Source organism: Pseudoalteromonas sp. OF7H-1, assembly GCF_022347825.1.
Lineage (GTDB): Bacteria > Pseudomonadota > Gammaproteobacteria > Enterobacterales > Alteromonadaceae > Pseudoalteromonas > Pseudoalteromonas maricaloris.
The window spans coordinates 68,295-90,636 of record NZ_JAKRFX010000016.1 but is presented as its reverse complement, the minus strand read 5'-3'; the positions used below and the strand labels follow the sequence as shown (position 1 = coordinate 90,636).

20 protein-coding genes are annotated in these 22,342 nt (G+C 43.5%); 10 read left to right on the top strand and 10 right to left on the bottom strand.

Translation table 11 applies throughout. From position 1 onward, the window contains the following. Positions 1–223: 223 nt before the first annotated feature. Complete coding sequence (gene recA / locus MHN30_RS18090; RefSeq protein ID WP_017218478.1) at positions 224–1,279, bottom strand: recombinase RecA; 1,056 nt, start codon at positions 1,277–1,279, stop codon at positions 224–226. A 66-nt stretch (positions 1,280–1,345) separates the two neighbouring features. After that, entirely contained in the window at positions 1,346–1,837 is a 492-nt protein-coding gene (locus MHN30_RS18085) for a nicotinamide-nucleotide amidohydrolase family protein (protein WP_130164975.1), read from the bottom strand. A gap of 24 nt (positions 1,838–1,861) precedes the next feature. On the opposite strand from MHN30_RS18085, the gene mutS reads away from it, so the two are divergent. Then, on the top strand, positions 1,862–4,453 hold the full coding sequence (gene mutS / locus MHN30_RS18080) for a DNA mismatch repair protein MutS (protein WP_239360636.1): 2,592 nt from the start codon (positions 1,862–1,864) through the stop codon (positions 4,451–4,453). Positions 4,454–4,499: 46 nt separating this feature from the next. Here mutS and MHN30_RS18075 read toward each other — a convergent pair whose 3' ends face one another. Further along, on the bottom strand, positions 4,500–5,756 hold the full coding sequence (locus MHN30_RS18075; protein WP_039493017.1) for an outer membrane protein transport protein: 1,257 nt from the start codon (positions 5,754–5,756) through the stop codon (positions 4,500–4,502). A 373-nt stretch (positions 5,757–6,129) separates the two neighbouring features. On the opposite strand from MHN30_RS18075, the gene MHN30_RS18070 reads away from it, so the two are divergent. Next, a complete protein-coding gene (locus tag MHN30_RS18070; protein ID WP_010374094.1) occupies positions 6,130–6,447 on the top strand; it encodes a hypothetical protein in 318 nt (105 codons plus the stop codon). On the opposite strand, the gene MHN30_RS18065 is transcribed toward MHN30_RS18070, so the two are convergent. The 7 genes from MHN30_RS18065 to ftsY form a co-directional block, all read right to left on the bottom strand. Next, positions 6,444–7,718, bottom strand: a complete 1,275-nt coding sequence (locus MHN30_RS18065) for an HD domain-containing phosphohydrolase (protein ID WP_130164977.1) — start codon at positions 7,716–7,718, stop codon at positions 6,444–6,446. The genes MHN30_RS18070 and MHN30_RS18065 overlap by 4 nt on opposite strands. 224 nt (positions 7,719–7,942) lie before the next feature. After that, positions 7,943–8,278, bottom strand: coding sequence for a ribonuclease E inhibitor RraB (rraB, locus tag MHN30_RS18060; protein WP_010374098.1), 336 nt, complete (start codon positions 8,276–8,278; stop codon positions 7,943–7,945). Then, the gene (locus MHN30_RS18055) at positions 8,278–8,991 is read right to left on the bottom strand and encodes a 1-acylglycerol-3-phosphate O-acyltransferase (protein WP_239360633.1); all 714 of its coding nucleotides are present in this window, start codon (positions 8,989–8,991) and stop codon (positions 8,278–8,280) included. The genes rraB and MHN30_RS18055 overlap by 1 nt, the downstream gene beginning before the upstream one ends. Positions 8,992–9,184: 193 nt before the next feature. Then, a complete protein-coding gene (gene rpoH / locus MHN30_RS18050) occupies positions 9,185–10,042 on the bottom strand; it encodes an RNA polymerase sigma factor RpoH (RefSeq protein WP_010374102.1) in 858 nt (285 codons plus the stop codon). A gap of 298 nt (positions 10,043–10,340) precedes the next feature. Continuing rightward, a complete protein-coding gene (ftsX, locus tag MHN30_RS18045) occupies positions 10,341–11,327 on the bottom strand; it encodes a permease-like cell division protein FtsX (protein WP_010374104.1) in 987 nt (328 codons plus the stop codon). Then, a complete protein-coding gene (gene ftsE, locus MHN30_RS18040) occupies positions 11,324–12,001 on the bottom strand; it encodes a cell division ATP-binding protein FtsE (protein WP_017218471.1) in 678 nt (225 codons plus the stop codon). Before ftsE ends, ftsX begins: the two co-directional genes overlap by 4 nt. A 113-nt stretch (positions 12,002–12,114) precedes the next feature. Next, positions 12,115–14,139 (bottom strand): signal recognition particle-docking protein FtsY, encoded by a 2,025-nt coding sequence (ftsY, locus tag MHN30_RS18035; RefSeq protein WP_239360631.1) that lies wholly within the window; start codon positions 14,137–14,139, stop codon positions 12,115–12,117. 262 nt (positions 14,140–14,401) lie between these two features. Between ftsY and rsmD the strand changes: the two genes are divergently transcribed. The 8 genes from rsmD to fis all read left to right on the top strand — a co-directional run bounded on the left by rsmD (position 14,402) and on the right by fis (position 22,296). Then, the gene (gene rsmD / locus MHN30_RS18030; RefSeq protein WP_239360629.1) at positions 14,402–14,986 is read left to right on the top strand and encodes a 16S rRNA (guanine(966)-N(2))-methyltransferase RsmD; all 585 of its coding nucleotides are present in this window, start codon (positions 14,402–14,404) and stop codon (positions 14,984–14,986) included. 186 nt (positions 14,987–15,172) lie between these two features. Then, positions 15,173–15,388, top strand: a complete 216-nt coding sequence (rpsU, locus tag MHN30_RS18025) for a 30S ribosomal protein S21 (RefSeq protein WP_010362466.1) — start codon at positions 15,173–15,175, stop codon at positions 15,386–15,388. Positions 15,389–15,408: 20 nt separating this feature from the next. Continuing rightward, entirely contained in the window at positions 15,409–15,855 is a 447-nt protein-coding gene (locus tag MHN30_RS18020; RefSeq protein WP_010374111.1) for a GatB/YqeY domain-containing protein, read from the top strand. Positions 15,856–16,032: 177 nt separating this feature from the next. Next, on the top strand, positions 16,033–17,772 hold the full coding sequence (gene dnaG / locus MHN30_RS18015) for a DNA primase (protein WP_017218469.1): 1,740 nt from the start codon (positions 16,033–16,035) through the stop codon (positions 17,770–17,772). Between the two features lie 121 nt (positions 17,773–17,893). Next, positions 17,894–19,744: an RNA polymerase sigma factor RpoD gene (rpoD, locus tag MHN30_RS18010; RefSeq protein ID WP_010374116.1), complete on the top strand. Its 1,851-nt coding sequence runs from the start codon at positions 17,894–17,896 to the stop codon at positions 19,742–19,744. Positions 19,745–19,818: 74 nt separating this feature from the next. After that, positions 19,819–20,691 carry a 50S ribosomal protein L11 methyltransferase gene (gene prmA / locus MHN30_RS18005; protein ID WP_010607189.1) on the top strand — a complete coding sequence of 291 codons (873 nt, stop codon included), beginning with the start codon at positions 19,819–19,821 and terminating at the stop codon, positions 20,689–20,691. A gap of 303 nt (positions 20,692–20,994) precedes the next feature. After that, complete coding sequence (gene dusB, locus MHN30_RS18000) at positions 20,995–21,960, top strand: tRNA dihydrouridine synthase DusB (protein WP_010374120.1); 966 nt, start codon at positions 20,995–20,997, stop codon at positions 21,958–21,960. A gap of 45 nt (positions 21,961–22,005) precedes the next feature. Then, positions 22,006–22,296 (top strand): DNA-binding transcriptional regulator Fis, encoded by a 291-nt coding sequence (gene fis / locus MHN30_RS17995; RefSeq protein ID WP_010374122.1) that lies wholly within the window; start codon positions 22,006–22,008, stop codon positions 22,294–22,296. Positions 22,297–22,342: the final 46 nt, after the last annotated feature.

Here is a 22,342-nt window from a genome sequence, read left to right as displayed (position 1 = left end):
GCAAGTTACATAACTTGTTGAAAAGGTGGATTAATAGCTGAAAATCAAACAACGTATTTTATTTTTATATCAAAATAGCGGTATTGTTCGGATTAATCGATAACTATCTCTTTGTTATCAAAAGTAAACTTTTATAAAACGTAAAAAGCCCAAAGGTTAACCTTTGGGCTTTTTAAAATATAGCTCAAGCTTGCTGGCGAGCAGTTAAGCTTGAGTGACTAGCCTATAGCTCTAAATCGTCTTCAACTTCAGCAAGGCCTTTATCTTCTCCCTCTTCAGGCATAATAACCGCTTGCGCTAGGAGCATTTCTCTCAACTTGCCTTCAATTTCGTTGGCAATCTCAACATTTTCTTTTAAGAACTTAATTGAGTTTGCTTTACCCTGGCCAATCTTATTGCCGTTGTAGCTAAACCAAGCACCCGCTTTATCAACCAGTTTGTGTTTCACACCTAAGTCTATCAACTCACCTTGTTTCGACGTACCTTCACCGTACATGATGATGAACTCAGCTTGCTTAAATGGTGGTGCTACTTTGTTTTTCACAACCTTAACACGAGTTTCGTTACCAACAACCTCATCACCTTCTTTCACTGAACCAATACGACGAATATCAAGACGTACGGATGCATAGAATTTAAGTGCGTTACCACCAGTTGTGGTTTCAGGGTTGCCAAACATCACACCAATCTTCATACGAATTTGGTTGATGAAAATACATAATGTGTTCGAGCGTTTGATATTAGCTGTAAGCTTACGCAATGCTTGTGACATGAGTCGAGCCTGCAAGCCAACATGTGAATCACCCATATCGCCTTCGATTTCAGCTTTAGGGGTAAGTGCTGCTACCGAGTCAATAACAACCAAATCAACCGCACCAGAACGAACTAACATGTCACAAATTTCAAGCGCTTGTTCACCGGTGTCAGGCTGTGATACTAATAGCTCATCAACATTAACGCCTAGCTTTTCAGCATAGATTGGGTCGAGTGCGTGTTCAGCATCAACGAACGCACATGTTTTACCAAGCTTCTGCGCTTCTGCAATCGCTTGTAATGTTAGCGTTGTTTTACCTGATGATTCTGGACCATAGATTTCAACAATACGACCAGTTGGTAAGCCGCCGATACCAAGTGCAATATCCAGACCTAGTGAACCAGTTGAGATGGCTTCAATATCTAGCGCCTTGTTCTCACCCAGTTTCATGATTGAGCCTTTACCAAACTGACGCTCAATTTGTGATAGTGCTGCGTCTAATGCCTTTTGCTTGTTATCGTTCATTTGCTTCTCCAATTCAGCGTAATGACACCTAGTATACTGTATGAAATTACAGTATCAAGTAGAATTTTATGATTTTACCATCGCTATAGTATTTTTTAATGCAAATTCAATAGCTTGAACTCTTATTTCAGCCCTATTTCCAGTAAATACTTGGTGAAATGCCTGAACTTTGTCACTATTTGCAATAGCAAACCATACAGTACCTACTGGCTTATCAGCACTGCCCCCAGTTGGTCCTGCGATACCAGACACAGCAATGGCAACTTCAGCATGAGCTGCCTGCTGAGCGCCTTTGACCATTTCCAAAACCGTTTGCTCGCTCACTGCACCAAATTGCGTTAGCGTTTGTTGTAATACTCCCAATAATTCATGCTTAGCTTGATTACTGTATGTCACAAAACAACGTTCTATATATGCAGAGCTCCCCGGCGTATCTGTTAACGCATAACTCACCCCACCACCCGTACATGACTCTGCGGTAGTGATTGTTACGCCGTTATTCGTTAGAATAGCGCCCAATTGTGCCGCATATTCGGCTATCTCTTTGTAGTGCTCCATAGGAAAACCTTTTAGGTATCAACAATGTCGTCAGATCTATATTCAGAACACACTATAAACCAACAAACCCCAATGATGCAGCAATACCTGCGAATTAAAGCTCAGCATCAAGAAATCTTGCTGTTCTATCGCATGGGCGACTTTTATGAACTTTTCTTTGACGATGCCATCAGAGCTGCGCAGCTTCTTGATATTTCTCAAACCTATCGGGGCAAAGCCGGTGGCAATCCGATTCCAATGGCAGGTGTTCCCTATCATGCAGTTGAAAACTACCTAGCTCGCTTGGTACAACTGGGTGAATCTGTTGCTATTTGTGAGCAAGTTGGCGACCCTGCGACCAGTAAAGGTCCTGTAGAACGTAAAGTTGTGCGTATTGTTACTCCAGGTACCGTCACCGACGAAGCACTATTGCAAGAACGCCAAGATAATTTACTTGCGGCGGTCTACCAACATCCAAAAAACTTAGGTTATGGCGTTGCCTATCTTGATATTAACTCGGGCCGATTTAATATCGTAGAGCTACAGACTGACGAAGCACTTAGCTCTACGCTACAGCGCTTGCAGCCCGCAGAATTGTTATATCCAGAATCATTTCAGAACCTTTTAGTGCTAGAAAGTATTAAAGGCAGTCGTCGCCGCCCGGATTGGGAGTTCGATTTAGACACAGCAAAGCATTTACTTTGTCAGCAGTTTGAAACCCGCGATTTAGTCGGTTTTGGTGTCGACAATGCCAATATGGGTTTAATCGCTGCGGGTTGTGTCATGCAATACGTGAAAGACACGCAGCGCACGGCATTACCTCATATTCGTGCGATCACGCTCGAAAAGAATGAGCACGCGGTGATCTTAGATGCCGCGACGCGCAAAAACTTAGAGCTAACACTGAACCTCTCTGGCGGTGTTGAAAACACCTTAGCACAGATTTTAGATAAGTCTTCAACGGCTATGGGTTCGCGCTTACTAAAACGCCGTATTCATACGCCCGTGCGCGAACGCAAAGAGCTCAATGCTCGACTCAATGCGATTGCGAGCCTTATCGAACAACAACTATGCATGGAAGTTTACGATGCACTAAAACACATTGGCGATATTGAACGAGTTGTAGCACGGTTAGCGTTGTTTACCGCTCGTCCGCGTGATCTAACGCGTTTAAGAAGTGCATTACAAGCGTTACCGCCATTGCATGATATTTTACAAGATGCGACGGATGCGAGACTTCAGTCTATCATTAGCCACTCACCGGCATTACCTAAGTTACAAGATTTGTTAGAACGAGCGGTTATCGACAATCCCCCTGTTCTCATTCGTGATGGTGGAGTGATAGCACAGGGTTACAATGCAGAGCTTGACGAGCTACGCGCATTAAGCGCAGGTGCCACGGATGTTTTAGAAAAACTTGAAGAAAGAGAGCGCGAACGCACAGGGATCTCGACATTAAAAATTGGCTATAACCGCGTTCACGGATTTTATATTGAGATCAGCCGCGCCAATTCGCATTTAGTGCCTGCAGAATACATTCGCAGACAAACACTGAAAAATAACGAACGCTATATTATTCCTGAGCTAAAAGAGCATGAAGACAAAGTGCTTGGAAGCCAATCGAAAGCACTAGCACTTGAAAAGCGTCTATATGAAGAGCTATTTGAACTCATCGCTCCTTATATTGAACAATTGCAAGTCATGGCAGCAGCACTTGCCGATTTAGACGTATTAAACACCTTAGCTGAACGTGCTCAGACACTAGACTATTGCAAGCCCACGCTTACCGAGGGCACTGAAATTGATTTAGTGGATGGTCGCCACCCAGTCGTAGAACAAGTAAGTAAAGAGCCGTTCATTGCCAATCCAGTAAAACTCAACGATGAACGTAAAATGCTCATTATTACTGGACCAAATATGGGTGGTAAATCGACCTATATGCGTCAAACCGCGTTAATCGTGTTGATGGCGCATATTGGCAGCTACGTACCGGCAAGCGCAGCTACCATCGGAATTGTCGATCGTATTTTTACTCGCATTGGTGCCAGTGATGATCTTGCCTCTGGGCGCTCAACCTTTATGGTTGAAATGACCGAAACTGCAACCATTTTAAACAATGCAACCGCCCAGTCGTTAGTGCTGATGGACGAAATTGGTCGCGGGACAAGCACCTATGACGGTTTATCACTCGCTTATGCGACAGCGGATTATCTCGCCAGCAAAATTGCAGCAAAAACACTATTTGCTACTCATTATTTTGAGTTAACCGAATTGGCTGAGCAACAAGCAGGCCTTGTTAATGTGCATTTGGATGCCGTTGAACATAACGATACCATTGCCTTCAAACACACAGTAATGGAAGGAGCTGCAAGTAAGAGTTTTGGTTTACAGGTAGCAAGTCTTGCCGGCGTGCCAAAAGCGGTGATTAAGTTGGCGAAACAGAAACTTGCTTTGTTAGAGCAACATCAGAGCGTCGTTGGCGATAAGCCTGTTCATGTTACAGCGCCTGTACAGCAGAGCTTAATGCTTGCCAATGAGCCTTCTGAGGTTGAAACGCTACTTGCAGATATGGATCCCGATGATATGACACCAAAGCAAGCTCATGCTTTGCTATATCAACTTAAATCTATGCTATAGAAAGTAAAAAGCGGCTAAAAGCCGCTTTTTTAATGTTCTCTCACAATTAGAACTTGTGATTATATTGAAGACCAAAGATCATCGCATGGCCTTTAGAGCGATAGCCCCACTCACTGAATCTGTCAGCTTCAGTGAAAGTTTGTGTTTTACCTCTTAAAACACTGATCCCGAAATCTACAGTTGCTTGGTTAGCAAGTGTATACTCCGCACCAAATGAGTACCAAGTACGGTCTGTATCAGGAATTGAGATAGACAGATGGTTTTCATCCGCTGGTGATTCATCATACGCCATACCTGCACGTAGTTTCACCGCATTACTAAGCTGATAGTCAGCACCAACTGCAAAACGTAATGAATTAGAGAAATTCTCTTCTTTAGTGAATACTGAACCTGCGTTACCAACTACAGCTTCAAGTTCATCAAAACTATTCCAGCCAGTCCAAAGTACGCTGTAGTGTAGTGAGGTTTCTTGGTTTAGTTTATGAGAACCTGAGATCTCAGCGATCGCAGGTAACGTTACATCTACTGAACCTGGTAGTGACGCGCCATTCAAGCCGCCAATCGCTGCTGGTAAGTCGTTGCTAAAGTGGCCATCAAATGTGATATCTGTTTCACTACGGTAATGGAAGCCGATTAGGTTGTTTTCATCAATTTGATAAGCAACGCCTAGGTTCCAACCAAAACCATAATCGTCACCTTCTAAATGTACCGCTTGAGTACTTGCTGGCAAACCTGTCGTTGTCGCACCAAGGTTACGGACGATTTTAGCATCGGCATAAACTTCATTAATACCAAACGCTACGCTCCATTGCTCATCAATTTGGTAAGCAGCAGAAATACCTAAGTTAACGGTCTTAATTTCAGTTTCACCCGCGATTTGGCCAGCAACATAATCCTTATCGAATTCTGTAGATAGACCAAACTGTGAATAGATACCTGCACCAATCGACCATTGGTCATTATATTTGTGTGTTGCATATATAGCAGGAATAATAGCACTTGGTGCGATGCTGTTGTCATTTAACGCAGATGCAGGGATACCATTGCTAGTACCTGTTCCCGTCAGGCTTACGTCCGGTTGAACATACATAGCTGCTACTGATAATTGCGTGCCTGATAGCTTACCCATCAATGCTGGGTTACGTGCAACCACTGACGCATCGTCGGCTGCAGATGCTTCACCCGCATAAGCACGACCAAGGCCAGATACGTTTTGTTCCGCAAGTTGGAAGGCGGCAGCTAGTGCTTGTGATGACGATAAAATCGCACCTGATGCGATAAGACCTAATAATACTTTGTTCATACTCTAATCCCCTGTGAACTAACCATTTCCTGAGTAATGGTTAAAAAAACCAATTCGAGTAACACTGCGTAGCCTCACTTTGACCTTGCTCACCTAGCCAATATCCAGCTATGCCACACACCCACCAAATTGGCAGAATAATAAATTCATGACACCCTACCTAAAAGTGGAGTAGAAATCTCCTTTTTTGCGACTTTTCGTTGATTAAGTGAACATATAACGAACAAATTACGCACTTTATAAACTCATCGGATGAGATAAATTATCAAATGATAATAATTACCAATATCATTGACGTACCTTCATCCCTTATATACACTCTTCAATCTGAGTATGAGTCATTCTGTGTGCTAATCGTGCCAAGGAGAACAACATGTCGATAGCATTAATCGTTTGCGCATTGGTATTTTGCGGTCTCAGCGTATATTGCCTGTGCAAAGCAAACTACTGTGCCTGTCGCCACGCAGGAGAGTGTGATAATCCGGTCAGTCAATACTGGCTAGGTGCAATTGTCGCAGCGCTGCTATCACTGCTGCTAAGCTGTGCGGCGTTACATTCGGAAAAGGGAACATTACTGTGGATATTAATGATGGCAAGCTGTATGACTGGCGCAATGCTCTCTGCTAGATGGCAAAATCTCAAAAGACGCTGTAAAAACGCTTTCTTCCCAGTCGCGCAATCCAAGCCTTAAATCAATAATTGATCTCTTAGCAATCGTGAGAGGTTAATTTGATAATCAAGCGGCCTGACACTTGCGATCACTTTGATGTCTGACTCGCTTAAATCCAAATCTTTTGCCGTAACATGGTGGAGATGTTTGGTATTGTAAAACACTCGTACAAGAGGCGCCGTGGGCGCATGTTTATTGCCTTCGAGTACCAATCCTAATCGCTCGTTGGTCAGTTTAACAATAGTCCCTACGGGGTGAACCCCCATACACTTAATAAAACGCTGCACTAGAATAGGATCAAATTGCTTTTTACTCGACAGCAAAAAGCGTAATGCATTAATAGGCTCATCAGCCTCTTTGTGGTGCTGATCTGAGGTTATGGCGTCGTATACATCCACAATCGCCATCATTCTTGCCGCGGTGCTGAGTGCGTCGTCTTTAATCCCTCTGGGATAGCCTGTACCATCTAAGCGTTCATGATGGTTGATGATCATGTCCAGCATGATTGGCGTGATCCCAGACTCTCCTTTGCTCAACCCTAAAGACTGTGCCACATGTTTTTTGACCGCACGATACTCAAGATCGGTAAAATTGCCCGGCTTATTGATCAGCCCTTGCGGTAACTTAGCGTGACCAATGTCATGCAACATCGCCCCCATGGCTAACTGTTCAATAATGTGATGTTGCAAGCCAAGGTGTTTGGCAAATACGGTGATCAGAATGGCGCAGTTGGTCATATGACGCCAATTGTAGGCATCTTTGTCTTTGATCCGAGTTAAAATCGCCATCGCATTTGAATTGCGCAGTACCGAATCGACGATGTCTTTACTTACCTCATTGATGAGGCTCATATCGACCTTCAAACCCGATGTTACATCTCCATAGAGGCTTTGGATCTGACGGTTATTCTTTTCAAACTTTTGCATCGCAACCGCAAATTCTTGCTGCAAAGTTTGTTCTTTACTCACCGTTTTGGCTTTGGATTTTGGCTTGCTGCGAGCGGTGGAAAGACTGCCATCCATGCCATTTTTGGCGGCTGGTTCTTCAGGGGCTTGTGGTGCTTCAGTGACCGGTTCTGCTGGCTGCTGGTATTTCTGTGGTACAGGAATATCGCTCTGCGTAAAGTCGATGGTGAGCTCCAGTACCCCTTTATCAATCAGCTTTTGAATGATGGCTTCATCTCTGACCATTCCCCGAGATTTGATCTTAATGCCCGCGTCAGACTTATGCTTGTGAACATTATCCACAAACATTCCTGGTCTAAGATCTTCAATGGGGAGGACAATCTGCATGAATCGCTTACACTACGTAGTTAGCCAATGAATATTAATACCATTGAATGAGGTGAAACACCATCTATTCAGATTAAATTCACACAAAGGTATGGTGAAATTACAACCGATCAGAAACGCTTGTTATACCAATTGCTTAATTAAGTGAACTATTTTTAGGTGTTTGTGAGATGTTGCTGGAGGGGAAACCCAACACCGTATACATGCTGGGTTTTATACAGTTGCTATTCTTGGAAATAAGTTCCCCAGCCGTCGTATTCAACGCCAGCGTCTAGTGCAACCTTTTCTAACTTGTCTACGTCTTCCATGATAACGTCGGTATCCAGTTCGGCTTCTACTACAACATCAAAGCCCCAAATTTTACCGCCGTCTTCGAGCTCAAGCTCTGCTGGTTCTTCAACATCATAGCCCAATTTAAATGCCGCTAATGCCGCTGCTTCCAGCTTGTCAAAATCCTCACTTACAAAGTGATGTTCTACTTCATACAGCGTTTCAGGGTTTGAACCGTCTTCTAGCAATGAAGAAACGATGTCTTCACTTATCTCACGCCAGTTTTCCATTATTTTAATCTCGCTTTTGCATCTAGTTCAGCTATTCTTTGAGCCATTTTAGCATGGATCTGAGCAGCGTGATCCCTTGCTGGCACTTCTGGGTCTAAATATTCTGGCTCTAGTATATCGATATAGACCTTACCATTATTCCAACGATTGAGCTTTATCTGCTCATGTGTTGAACTCATACATACTGGGATAATAGGCACATTGGCGCTCATTGCAGTATGAAATGCCCCGGTTTTAAATGGCAACAATCCGCGACCATAGCTTCTGGTTCCTTCAGGGAACATCCAAACCGATAGTTTTGACTCGGTGATTTTTTTTGCTGATTTGGTCAGTGTACCTAAAGCCTTAGAACGATTAGCTCTATCAATCAAAATGTTGCCAGATAGCCAATACATTTGCCCAAAGAACGGGATCCACTTTAAGCTTTTTTTCCCCATGCTGACGGTGTTTTTTGGCACCACGGCCGGCAGCGTAAAGAGATCATAATTATTTTGATGATTTGCAACATACATCGCAGGAACAATATGCTTGGCATTTTCATGCTGCGTGATCACCAACTCAACGCCTATCAACTTTGACATATAGCCATACCATTTGGCTATCGTGTGCACATTGTTGGCATGAAAAGGACGCACAATGCACAATAACAATCCGCAAATACCACTAACAATGATAAACACTGCTAATAAGAGAATTCGTATAATGGCAATCAATTTAACCACTCCAGAATTAAAATCTCGCGCATTATAGTAAAATAAGCGAACACTTGTAAGCTCAAAATGATGATAGTTTTGAGATTGCCAGAGGAGTCTCTAGATATGAGAGTTAAGATGCTGATCTGTTTATAGAAAATAAAAATGCCGCTGAGTAGCGGCATTTGACACACGATTTATCATTTTGCAAAATTTAGCTCATTGCGTTTTGCAGCTTTTTCATTGCTGACTTTTCTAGCTGGCGTACACGCTCTGCCGACACGCTATATTTCTCCGCTAAATCTTGTAGTGTTGCCTTTTCGTCAGCAAGCCAGCGTGCACTTACGATATCTTGAGAACGCTCATCAAGCGTTTTCAGTGCTGCAAATAGGCGATTATGTGACTGCTCTTGCCACTGCTCTTGCTCAACTTCTTCGGCAAGGTCACTACTTGTGTCTGTTAAATACTGTACTGGAGAGAAGTTACCCGCTTGGCTTTCGTCATCATCAGCAGATAGGTCAAAGCCCATATCTTGGCCTGCCATACGCGATTCCATCTCGCGAACTTCTTTCTCACTTACACCAAGCTCGTTTGCAACCGTTGTCACTTCGTCTTGGTTAAACCAACCTAAACGCTTTTTATTTTTGCGCAGATTGAAGAATAATTTACGCTGCGCTTTTGTCGTCGCAACTTTAACAATACGCCAGTTCTTTAATACATATTCATGGATTTCTGCTTTAATCCAATGTACCGCAAAAGAAACAAGGCGCACACCCACGCTTGGATCAAAACGCTTTACTGCCTTCATCAATCCAATATTACCTTCTTGGATTAAGTCAGCCTGAGGTAGGCCATAGCCCGAATAACTTTTTGCGATGTGAGCAACAAATCTCAAATGAGACATAATGAGCTGCTTAGCCGCGTTAAGATCCCCTTCTTCCTGAAGACGTGTCGCAAGTTTTTTCTCTTCCTCAGCGCCAAGCATAGGTATTGTGCTTACAGATTGAAGGTAACCTTCAACACTTGCGCTCTGCTGCCCAGTTAGTGCTAATGCGTATAAATCTTTAGTCATGTTTCACCTCAGTGATAAACCGTTTCGTGTATATTTAGCACTCTAACATCTAGAGTGCTAAATGCAATCTACTTTATCTGATTTTTAAAATCAACCTTTTTAGAAGAACTTCGAAAATAAAATATAACCTACTGAATAATATTAAAAATATTGAATTAACTAGGCTTCTTTTTACGATATTATTTTTTTATGACAGTGCTAAATTTAAATAGTTCTGATTGTTTGAGTGCTAAAATCTGATAGTAATTGGCAATCGACTGCTACACTTTAGCAGTCGATTGGTGTTTGTAGCGTTAAATCATACCTTTTCAGGTTCAATCTCTTTGATATAACGGTGTACAGAAAGAAAAGAGCCTACAAACCCTAAAGTAATCGCAGTGCCAAGTAGCACTAAAAGTTCATTCCCTGCCATTCCCTGAAGCACAAAGTTGCTTTGATATACCCCAACAACTGTAGATACAGCTGACTCCAGCCACCACAACATAAGAGCAACACAGATAAAGGCAACCAAACCACCGACTATGCCATACCATACACCAGTCCAAAGAAACGGAGCCTGAATAAAGGTATTGGTCGCTCCCACCAGTTTTAGCACTTGAATTTCTTCTTTCTTGTCCATGATGGATAAGCGTATGGTATTTCCAATAATCAAGATAACGGCGCTAAGCAATAGAAACCCCACGGTGATCACACTTTCTTTTAGTAATCCCAGTAGTGCATTTAGGCGCTCTAGCCATTCAATATCCAGCTTACCAAACTCGACCTCTCGTTCTTTTTCGAGTTTAGTGAGAAGCTCTGTTGCGGCTTGTGGTTTTCTAAAACGACTAACAGGCGTTACTAGCACAACATTAGGCAGCGGGTTTTCTTCTAAATAGTTAAGCGCCTGACCAAAGCCAGACATAGACTTAAATTCATCCAAAGCTTGGCTTTTACTTATCAGTACTACTTTTTCTATTTCTGGATAGAGTGCAAGCCGCTTTACCAAGGTTTGTGTCTGTGCCTCAGTCATTTCATCTTTAACGAACAATGATATTTCAGATGCCTCTTTAAACCCGCTACTTACCTGCTGTACATTTTTCACTACCACATAAAGCGTCGCGGGCAATGTCAGGCTGAGCCCCAAAACTAGAATAGTCATTAAAGAGGCCATTGGCGTACGCCACATTTCCCCAAGGCTCTGTACACCTTGACGAATAATCATCAAACAAAAAAAGTAAAAATGATGAAATACCGACTTTTTACTCTGTTCAGCCTGATTTCCTCGTCCTTTAAACAGCAAACTCATAGCGTGTCCTCCGCCAGCGGATCTTGTAGCATGCGTCCTTGGTTAAGCGTGAAGCTACGGTATTTCATACGTGCTATTAACCCCAAATCATGAGTAGCGATAAGAACGGATGTACCACGGCGATTAAATTCTTCAAATAGGTTCAGAATTTCCATCGATAGTTCTGGGTCTAAGTTCCCCGTAGGTTCGTCTGCAAGCAGCAAAGGCGGCGAGTTAACAATCGCTCTTGCTATGCCAACACGTTGCTGTTCACCTCCAGATAACACACTCGGATGGCACTTTGCTTTATCAAGCAAACCCACCTTGTCCAAAGCGGCATGTACTCTTTTGGTGATCTGTTTATGGTGAGTACCTTCAATAACTAAAGGTAGTGCGACGTTATCAAATACGCTGTAACGTTCGAGTAGGCGGTGGTTTTGAAAAATAATCCCAATATCTCGGCGAACGAAAGGAACCTGCCGGTTAGATACCGTATTGAGATCGACACCATTAATGTAGACACGGCCTGCTGATGGCCTTTCCATCACGCTAACCAACTTTAATAATGTACTTTTACCAGCGCCACTGTGGCCGGTTAAAAATGCGAGTTCTCCATTTGCAAGTTCAAAGCTCACTTTTTCTAGCGCTTTGTGCCCACCAGGATAAGTTTTGCTCACTTGCTCAAATTTAATCATGTTGGCCTCTTATACTTATTTTAACCATGACACTCAGTCCGTGGCATTGTAGCAATTCGGCAATCGAATAAAGCGGGCAAATTTGCCCGCTTTATTGCAACTGATGTCTCTATTTATTCTTGACTGAACAATGCCTCGATAAAGTCATCACTCTTAAAGGTGCGTAAGTCATCAATGCCTTCACCTACACCTATATATCGAATTGGTACCTTAAACTGATCCGCCACAGCAAAGATAACCCCACCTTTGGCTGTACCATCAAGCTTAGTTAACGTGATACCAGTTAAGCCAACCGCTTGATTAAACAGTTTTACCTGACTAATCGCATTCTGACCAGTTCCGGCATCAATCGTCAACATCACTTCATGTGGCGCATCAGGGTCTAACTTTTTCATTACTCGAGCTATCTTCTCAAGCTCTTGCATTAGGTTATCTTTATTTTGTAATCGACCCGCTGTATCCGCTATTAATACATCGATATTTCTCGCTTTAGCGGCTTGGAAGGCATCAAATACCACCGACGCAGAATCGGCTCCGGTGTGCTGGGCAACAACGGGGATGCTGTTTCTTTCACCCCATACCTGCAGCTGCTCTACCGCAGCCGCGCGGAAAGTATCGCCAGCCGCCAACATGACGGATTTACCTTCGCTTTGAAACTGTTTGGCAAGCTTACCGATTGTTGTCGTTTTACCAACGCCATTTACGCCAACCATTAAGATAACAAAAGGTTTCTTATCGGCAGGGATCTCAAGCGGTTGCTCTGCCGTATTTAAGATCTCTGACATTTCTTTTTTCATTAGATCATATAAAGCTTCACCGTCTTTTAACTGCTTTCTATCAGCAGCATCAGTCAGGTTATCTATCAGCTTCATCGTGGTTTCAACACCAATATCAGCCGTTAGCAATTGCGTTTCTAGATCTTCGAACAACTCATCATCGATTTTCTTGCCTTTGAATACCGAAGCAAAGCCTGAGCCGATATTGGCCTTGGTTTTCAACAAGCCTTTTTTAAGACGGGAGAAGAAACCTTCTTTTTTCGGCTTTTCTTGTTCTTGAGCTAATTGTGCCTGGCGCTCTGCTTCCTCACGCTCAGCTTGCTCTTTAGCCAATTGTGCCTGACGCTCCGCTTCTTCACGCTCAGCTTGTTCTTTAGCCAATTGTGCCTGACGTTCCGCTTCCTCACGCTCAGCCTGTTCTTTCGCAAGTTGTGCCTGACGCTCAGCTTGTTCTTTCGCTAATTGTACCTGACGTTCAGCTTCTTCACGCTCAGCTTGCTCTTTAGCTAGTTGTGCCTGACGTTCTGCTTCTTCACGCTCAGCTTGTTCTTTCGCTAATTGTGCCTGACGCTCTGCTTCTTCACGCTCAGCCTGTTCTTTCGCTAATTGCGCCTGACGTTCTGCTTCTTCACGCTCAGCCTGTTCTTTCGCAAGTTGTGCCTGACGTTCTGCTTCTTCACGCTCAGCTTGCTCTTTGGCTAACTGTTCTTGGCGTTCTGCTTCTTCACGCTCAGCCTGTTCTTTCGCTAATTGCGCCTGACGTTCTGCTTCTTCACGCTCGGCTTGTTCTTTTGCAAGTTGCGCTTGACGTTCTGCTTCCTCACGCTCGGCTTGTTCTTTTGCAAGTTGCGCTTGACGTTCGGCCTCTTCACGCTCAGCTTGTTCCTTCGCTAACTGTTCTTGGCGTGCTGCTTCTTCACGCTCAACTTGTTCTTTCGCTAATTGCGCCTGACGTTCAGCTTCCTCACGCTCAGCTTGTTCTTTAGCCAATTGTGCCTGACGTTCTGCTTCCTCACGCTCAGCTTGTTCTTTCGCAAGTTGTGCCTGACGTTCTGCTTCCTCACGCTCAGCTCGTTCTTTTGCTTGTTGCGCCTGACGCTCAGCCTCTTCACGCTCTGCTTGCTCTTTAGCTAGTTGCGCCTGACGTTCTGCTTCCTCACGCTCAGCTCGTTCTTTTGCTTGTTGCGCCTGACGCTCAGCCTCTTCGCGCTCTGCTTGCTCTTGAGCTAATTTTGCTTGGCGTTCTGCTTCCTCACGCTCAGCTTGTTCTTTTGCTAATTGTTCTTGGCGTTCAGCTTCTTGTTGCTCTTTATCGGATTTACCAAAGCCCAACCAAGATAAAAATTTGTTTTTCTTTCCCATATTCACTTATGACCGTGTTAGATAAATTGCATAAACCCAAAGCAAAATGTTGATGATCTTGCTACCATACTCGAAAACGCCAATCCGCATCAGCTTATTGCTTTTACTTGGATTGATATCACACTTAATTTTGGGCTCGAAAGGCAAGCCGAGGATGGCAACCTTAGTGCTTAGACAAAATTGCGTGCAAGTGTACCATGTTCCGTAAGGATGAAAAATCCTGACACCAAGAACCTTTGATAAAGAAGCAAATTACGTCGCTATGAGAAAATCTAAGCCTAAGTCAAATACCAAACAATCTGGTTTCATCCGCCTGATCAGTGGTAAGCATAAAGGTCGCAAGTTACCTGTTCATGATGTTGTGGGATTAAGACCAACAACAGATAGAATGAAAGAAACTGTTTTTAATTGGCTCATGCAGGACGTAAGAGACGCAAAAGTACTCGATTGCTTTGCTGGTGCTGGCAGTCTAGGATTTGAGGCTATTTCGCGCTTCGCTGCAAGTGGGACCTTTATCGAACTGGATAAAACCGCAGCGATGCAGCTTAGCAATAATGCAACTTTACTCAAACTGGATAACGTTGAAATCATTAATACCGACGCGTTAACCATGCTGGCAAATAACCTTAAGCAACAGCAATATAACTTGGTTTTTATTGACCCCCCCTTTCGCAAAGGGCTTGTGACTCCTTGTTGTAATTTACTTGAGACACAATCTTGGCTCAGCGAAGACGCACTCATCTATCTTGAATTTGAACAAGAAGCACAACCTGAAACACCAGAAAATTGGCAAGTGATTAAAGAAAAGCATGCAGGACAAGTGATCTGCCGCCTTTATCAGCGCTGAAATTCCCTCATAAAGAATGAAAAAACAGCCGCTAGCGTATGACATGACAGGGCTGGTGTTTTTAGCTATAATTTAGGCTTTACATGCGGTCTTGCTTCAGATTACAATACCGCACCATTTTTGAACCAATTGGCTAGTTTTTAGCCAGATAGAGCTAAGCTCATTAATTAGGTAGGTGAATTTTTAATGCCAGTAATTAAAGTAAGAGAAAACGAGCCGTTTGACGTTGCACTACGTCGTTTCAAACGTTCATGTGAAAAAGCAGGTATCCTTTCTGAAGTTCGTCGTCGCGAGCACTACGAGAAGCCAACTGCTGAGCGTAAGCGCAAAAAAGCTGCAGCGGTTAAGCGTCACATGAAGAAGCTTTCTCGCGAAAACGCACGTCGCGTTAAATTATACTAATCAGTATTGGTCTTGTATCAATGAGCTTATTAGTTACGCTAAAAGACGCGCAAAAAGAAGCGATGAAAGCCAAAGAGAAACTTCGTCTTGGCGCGATTCGTGCGGTACTTGCTGAAATTAAACAGCGAGAAATCGACAACCAAACTACACTAGACGACGCAGGCATTACTGCGGTTTTAGTTAAGTTGGTTAAGCAGCGTCGCGATTCTTATACCCAGTATAAAGATGCAGGGCGTGAAGACTTAGCTGATATCGAAGCTAACGAAATTAGCGTACTTGAGACATTCCTTCCTAAGCCACTTAGCGAAGATGAAATTGTCGAGCTAATTGATGCCGTGATTGCACAAACTGGTGCGTCAGGCATGCAAGACATGGGCAAAGTAATGGGTGCGATTAAAGCAGAAGCTGAAGGTCGTGCTGATATGGGTAAAGTCTCTGGTTTAATTAAGCAAAGACTTACCGCTTAAGCCCACATACAATTGTATGATTGATAAGTGAACCGAGCCTAGTGCTCGGTTTCTTCGTTTTAGGCGTCATGCGTATCAATGCAGCGCTAATAAGATACCTTAATTGAATTAAGTTGATTTTTTCTCGTTGCTACTTGATATAATGCGCTCACTCACTAGTACAACTTCGGAACATAAATGAAAGGCAAAATCCCTAGACAGTTTATTGATGACTTGCTCGCAAGAGCGGACATTGTCGAGCTCATAGACGGTCGTGTGGGATTAAAAAAAGCAGGAAAAGACTATCAAGCCTGCTGTCCATTTCACAATGAAAAAACGCCTTCATTTACCGTGTCACGTGATAAACAGTTTTATCATTGCTTCGGATGTGGTGCTAATGGCAACGCTATTTCCTTTTTAATGGAATACGACAAGCTTGAGTTTGTTGATGCTATTGAGGAACTAGCCGCCCTATTAAACTTAGAAGTACCACGCGAAAACGCCCCACAAGGGCCGCAGCGTTCAATGGAAGAAAAAAAGTCTGACTATGACTTAATGCTCCAAGCCGCTAAGTTTTACCAGCATCAGTTAAAACACCATAGCAATGCCACTCAAGTAATTGACTACGTAAAAGGCCGCGGCCTGAGTGGCGAAACTGTACAAAAGTTTATGATTGGTTATGCACCACCTGAGTGGGAGTCATTGTGTAATCAAATAGCCCGCAAGCCTGAGCACAAACAACAGCTACTTGATTTAAAGTTAGCATCAGAAAAGTCAGCTGGCCGCCAATTTGACTTCTTCCGCGATCGCTTGATGTTCCCTATTCGTGATAAACGTGGTCGTGTCATCGCATTTGGCGGAAGGATAATGGGTGCAGATCAAGGCCCTAAATATCTAAACTCGCCCGAAACACGCATTTTCCATAAAAGTTTCGAACTTTATGGTTTTTATGAAGCTAAACAAGCCCATAAGCAATTGGATAAAGTGTTGATTGTGGAAGGCTATATGGACGTCGTTGCCCTAGCAGAAAAAGGCATTGATTACGCCGTTGCCGCATTAGGCACTGCAACCACCGCTGAACACATGCAAACTTTGTTTCGTAATACCGACAGAGTGATCTGCTGCTACGACGGTGACAGAGCTGGCCGCGATGCTGCTTGGCGCGCACTTGACCACGCTTTACCTAACTTAAAAGACGGTAAGTCTCTACAGTTTGTCTTTTTACCTGATGGTGAAGATCCAGACTCATTGGTACAGCAAGAAGGCAAAGATGCCTTTGAAGCACGACTAGAAACAGCAAGCGATTATACGCAAGTATTGTTTACCAAATTACGTGAGCAATGCGACCTTACAAATGATGCAGGCAAATCCAAGCTGCTTACCGATGCCATTCCACTGATCAGCAAAATACCCAGTGACTACTACCAAGAGAGTTTATTAACGACCTTGGCCAGGTTAATTGGTCGTACTCGTGAGCAACTTAGTGCTAAATTGGCAAGTAACAAACAGCAGAATAAAATTGAGCGCCAATTTAAAGTGACGCCGATGCGTCGAGCGATTGGCTTACTGCTCCAACATCCACAGCTTGCGCAAACGGTTGAGTATATGCCTGAACTCGGTGAAATGGCGATCCCGGGTATTCAACTGCTGCTGAGCTTACAAATGTTATGTCACGATAATCCACAAATAAACACAGCACAGTTACTTGAACATTATCGCGATCAGGCTGAATTCGACGCCTTGAAAAAGCTCGCGGTGTGGCAACATGGCGTTGCTGAAGATAGGCTAGAAGACGAATTTAAAAATACTTTTCAATTTATTGAAGATCAGTGTTTAAATTATCGCCTAGAGACCCTATTAATAAAGGAGAAAACCGAAGGCCTAACAAATGATGAGCGGCTAGAATGCGCACTCCTTACCCAAGCGCTTAAACAGTAGAAGTTCTAGTCAATAGCAATTTTCGGTGCTATAATGTTCTATTCACTGCGTCATCAAAATTTAGCTGTTAAATAGCTGGCGCCTGTTGTATCAACTTTTCAGAGTGGAAGCAAATTTCTCTATGGATCAATCTCCTCAGTCACAACTCAAACTTCTGATTCAGAAAGGTAAAGAGCAAGGTTATTTAACTTTTGCAGAAGTTAACGATCATCTTCCACAAGACATCATAGACTCAGATCAGGTAGAAGATATCATCAGCATGATCAACGATATGGGTATTCAGGTCTCTGAAAATGCGCCTGATGCTGATGAGTTGATGATGCAAGAAACAACAACAGATGAGGATGCTGCGGAAGCAGCGGCTGCGGCTTTAGCAACAGTAGAAAAAGAAATTGGTCGCACAACTGACCCTGTTCGTATGTACATGCGTGAAATGGGTACGGTTGAACTTCTAACTCGTGAAGGCGAAATCCAAATCGCTAAGCGTATTGAAGAAGGGATCAACCAAGTACAGATTTCTGTTGCAGAATACCCTGAAGCTATTACTTACCTGCTAGAGCAATGGGACAAGTATGAAGCAGAAGAAATGCGCCTAAGCGACATTGTTTCTGGTTTCTTTGATCCTAATGCTATCGAGGAAGACGAAGCACCAATTTCAGCAACACACATCGGTTCTGAGCTAAGTGATGAAGACTTAGATGACGAAGATGATGATGAAGATGATGACGATGATGACTCAGAAGAAGGCGATTCAGGTCCAGATCCTGAAGAAGCTCGTGAGCATTTTGAACAACTTCGTACGCTGTACAATAAAGCGCGAGAAATTTTTGAAAGTAAAGGTCGCTCGCACCCAGATGCGAAAGCTGCAATTCAGGAAATCGGCGATCACTTCCGTACTTTCAAGTTAGTTCCTAAGCAATTCGACCGCATGGTAAATAACATGCGCGACATGATGGATAAAGTGCGTGTTCAAGAACGCATCATCATGAAGCAAGCAGTTCAGATTGCTAAGGTTCCAAAAAAGGTTTTCGTTAAGCACTTTGCTAACAATGAAACCGATACCGCATGGATCGATGCTGAAATTGCATCAGGTGAAAAACACTCAGCAAAACTTGCTGAAGTAAAACCTGAAATCGAGCGTTGTGTTAACAAGCTTAAAGCGTTTGAAGATAGCACAGGTCTTAGCATTGAGCGTATTAAAGACATCAACCGTCGTATGAGTATTGGTGAAGCAAAAGCTCGCCGTGCGAAGAAAGAAATGGTTGAAGCGAACTTACGTCTTGTAATTTCAATCGCTAAAAAGTATACCAACCGTGGTCTGCAGTTCTTGGATCTGATCCAAGAAGGTAACATCGGTCTGATGAAAGCGGTTGATAAATTTGAATACCGTCGTGGTTATAAGTTTTCAACATACGCAACGTGGTGGATCCGTCAGGCGATTACTCGCTCAATTGCGGATCAGGCAAGAACTATCCGTATTCCAGTGCATATGATTGAAACAATCAACAAGCTAAATCGTATCTCTCGTCAAATGCTACAGGAAATGGGCCGTGAGCCAAGTCCTGAAGAATTGGCAGAACGTATGATGATGCCTGAAGACAAGATCCGCAAAGTGTTAAAAATCGCCAAAGAGCCGATCTCAATGGAGACGCCAATAGGTGATGATGAAGATTCACATCTTGGTGACTTTATCGAAGACACTACTATCGAGTCACCGATTGATTCAGCAACGATGGAAAGTCTTCGTGGCGCGACCAACGAGGTACTTGCAGGTCTTACCGCTCGTGAAGCTAAAGTACTACGTATGCGTTTTGGTATCGATATGAATACAGACCACACGTTAGAAGAAGTGGGTAAACAGTTTGATGTAACACGTGAGCGTATTCGTCAGATTGAAGCTAAAGCGCTACGTAAGCTGCGCCACCCTTCTCGCTCAGATCTATTAAAGAGCTTTTTAGACGTTAAGGGCTAAAAAGTAGCAAATAAGATTAAGGCCGCTATTCAGCGGCCTTTTTTATATTAATTGGATTAAATAGGTATACACACATGGCTTGGATCCAAATCCGAATTTATTCAGATAAAGCCGATGCCGATGCTTTAAGCGATATGCTTATGGATGTCGGTTGTCCGTCTGTCACATTCATGGATAGTAAAAACAATCCCGTTTACGAACCAAAACCTGGCGAAGTCATCTTATGGCCTGAGACAACGGTGATCGGTTTATTTGAAGCGAACCATGATATGCAAGCAGTCGTTGACTTTGTCCAGTCACAATATGACAAGCCGTTAAACTACAAGCTTGAACAGCTAGAAGACAAAGACTGGGAACGCGAGTGGATGGATAATTTCCACCCAATTAAGTTTGGCGAGAGATTATGGATTTGCCCAAGCTGGCGTGATGTGCCAGATCCCAATGCCGTCAATGTGCTACTGGATCCTGGTCTTGCATTTGGTACTGGTACCCATGCCACAACCGCACTTTGCCTGCAATGGCTAGAACAACAAGATCTCAGCGGCAAAACAGTCGTTGATTTTGGCTGTGGCTCTGGGATTTTAGGGATCGCAGCAATCAAATTAGGCGCTGAGCGTGTGATTGGTATTGATATCGATCCACAAGCGCTTATCGCAAGCCGCGATAATGCCGAGCGTAATGGCGTTGCAGATAAGCTAGAAGTGTATTTACCTGAAAATCAGCCGCAATTCAGTGCAGATATCGTTGTTGCTAATATTCTTGCACAGCCGCTGAGAGAGCTACACGAAATCATTCTCGGCTTCTTGGGCGACAAAGGTGCCATCGCCATGTCTGGGATTTTAGAAGAGCAAGCGCAATCTGTTGCGGATGTTTATGCACCATTTTTAAAGCTAGACAACATTGCTCAACAGGGTGAATGGACACGCGTCAGCGGTGTGAAAAAATAAGGCTGCTAACGTAACGCTGACAAAAGTATCAGCGAGTCAATGAAAGTTAGTAAGTTTTAACTGGTAAAGCCTGTAATTAACAGGCTTTACGCATTTTTCACAGCTTAAATTTTCGGCTCAAATTGTACCTTTAAAATTGTTTTTGCATAAATTTCGTGCAAATTATCTGGGCTCTCAGGTTGTTATCAAATGTCAACCCATAAAGTTCAAAAAAAAAGCAATTATGTTCAATTTATAACCTTTGATTTTTGCGAAAAAAACCGTAAACTTAGCGCCCCTTGAGGTAAGGCGGATTAAACTGTAGTGCGTATTGGTCCATACCAACTTGAAAACAATCTTATCGTAGCACCAATGGCTGGGATCACCGACAGACCGTTTCGACAACTGTGTCGACGTCTAGGTGCTGGGCTTGCGGTATCAGAAATGTTGTCTTCAAATCCAAAAGTGTGGAAAACCGATAAGTCGCAAAATCGCATGGATCACAGCGGTGAATCGGGCATTCGCTCGGTACAAATCGCAGGAGCAGATCCTGAGTTGATGGCGCAAGCAGCACAATTTAATGTCGCAAACGGTGCGCAGATCATAGATATCAATATGGGCTGCCCCGCTAAGAAAGTGAACAAGAAGCTTGCAGGCTCAGCATTGTTGCAATATCCAGAGTTGGTTGACGAAATCGTAACCGCTGTGGTTGCTGCCGTTGACGTACCTGTGTCGTTAAAAATCCGTACAGGATGGGACACAGACAATCGTAACGGTGTTGAGATTGCTCGCATAGCTGAACGTCGAGGCATTGCTTCGCTAGCCGTGCATGGCCGTACAAGAGCATGTATGTATAAGGGCGAAGCTGAATACGCCACGATCAGAGAAATTAAACGTTCAGTATCTATTCCTGTGGTAGCGAACGGTGACATTACGTCTCCTGAAAAAGCGAAACAGGTGCTGGAATACACGGGCGCAGATGCCATTATGATTGGTCGAGCCGCCCAAGGTCGTCCTTGGATTTTCCGAGAAATAGACCACTATTTGCAAACCGGTGAACATTTGCCAGAACCTGAAATAGCAGAGGTTCGAGCAATATTGATGGAGCACTTAGTAAATCTTCATCAATTCTATGGTGAGCCAATGGGAGCGCGCATCGCACGCAAGCATGTATCTTGGTATTTGCAGGCCCATGACCAAGAAGGTCAATTTAGGCGAGTATTCAATGCCTTGGAGACGCCAGAAGCGCAAATCGAGGCATTAGAAGACTATTTTGAAACATTAGGGTGAATGAATTTATTCATCCTTCAGGCTAACTAAGAAAGAGACATAACGATGTTCGAACAAAATGTGACTTCTCCATTTATTACTAACGCTCATGTTCAGTCACAAGAGAAACCGCAACCTTTGCGCGATGCAGTTAAAAAAGCTGTACATCACTACCTAAAGCAGCTTAATGGTCAAGACGTACAAGACGTTTATGAGTTAGTTCTTTCTGAGCTTGAAGCACCTCTACTTGAAGAGGTTATGACTTATACTCGTGGTAACCAAACTCGTGCAGCGATCCTTTTAGGCATTAACCGTGGCACACTTCGCAAGAAGCTAAAAAAATACGGCATGAACTAAGCACTGCTAGTAAAATTTAGTTGATAAAAAAGCACCTTCAGGTGCT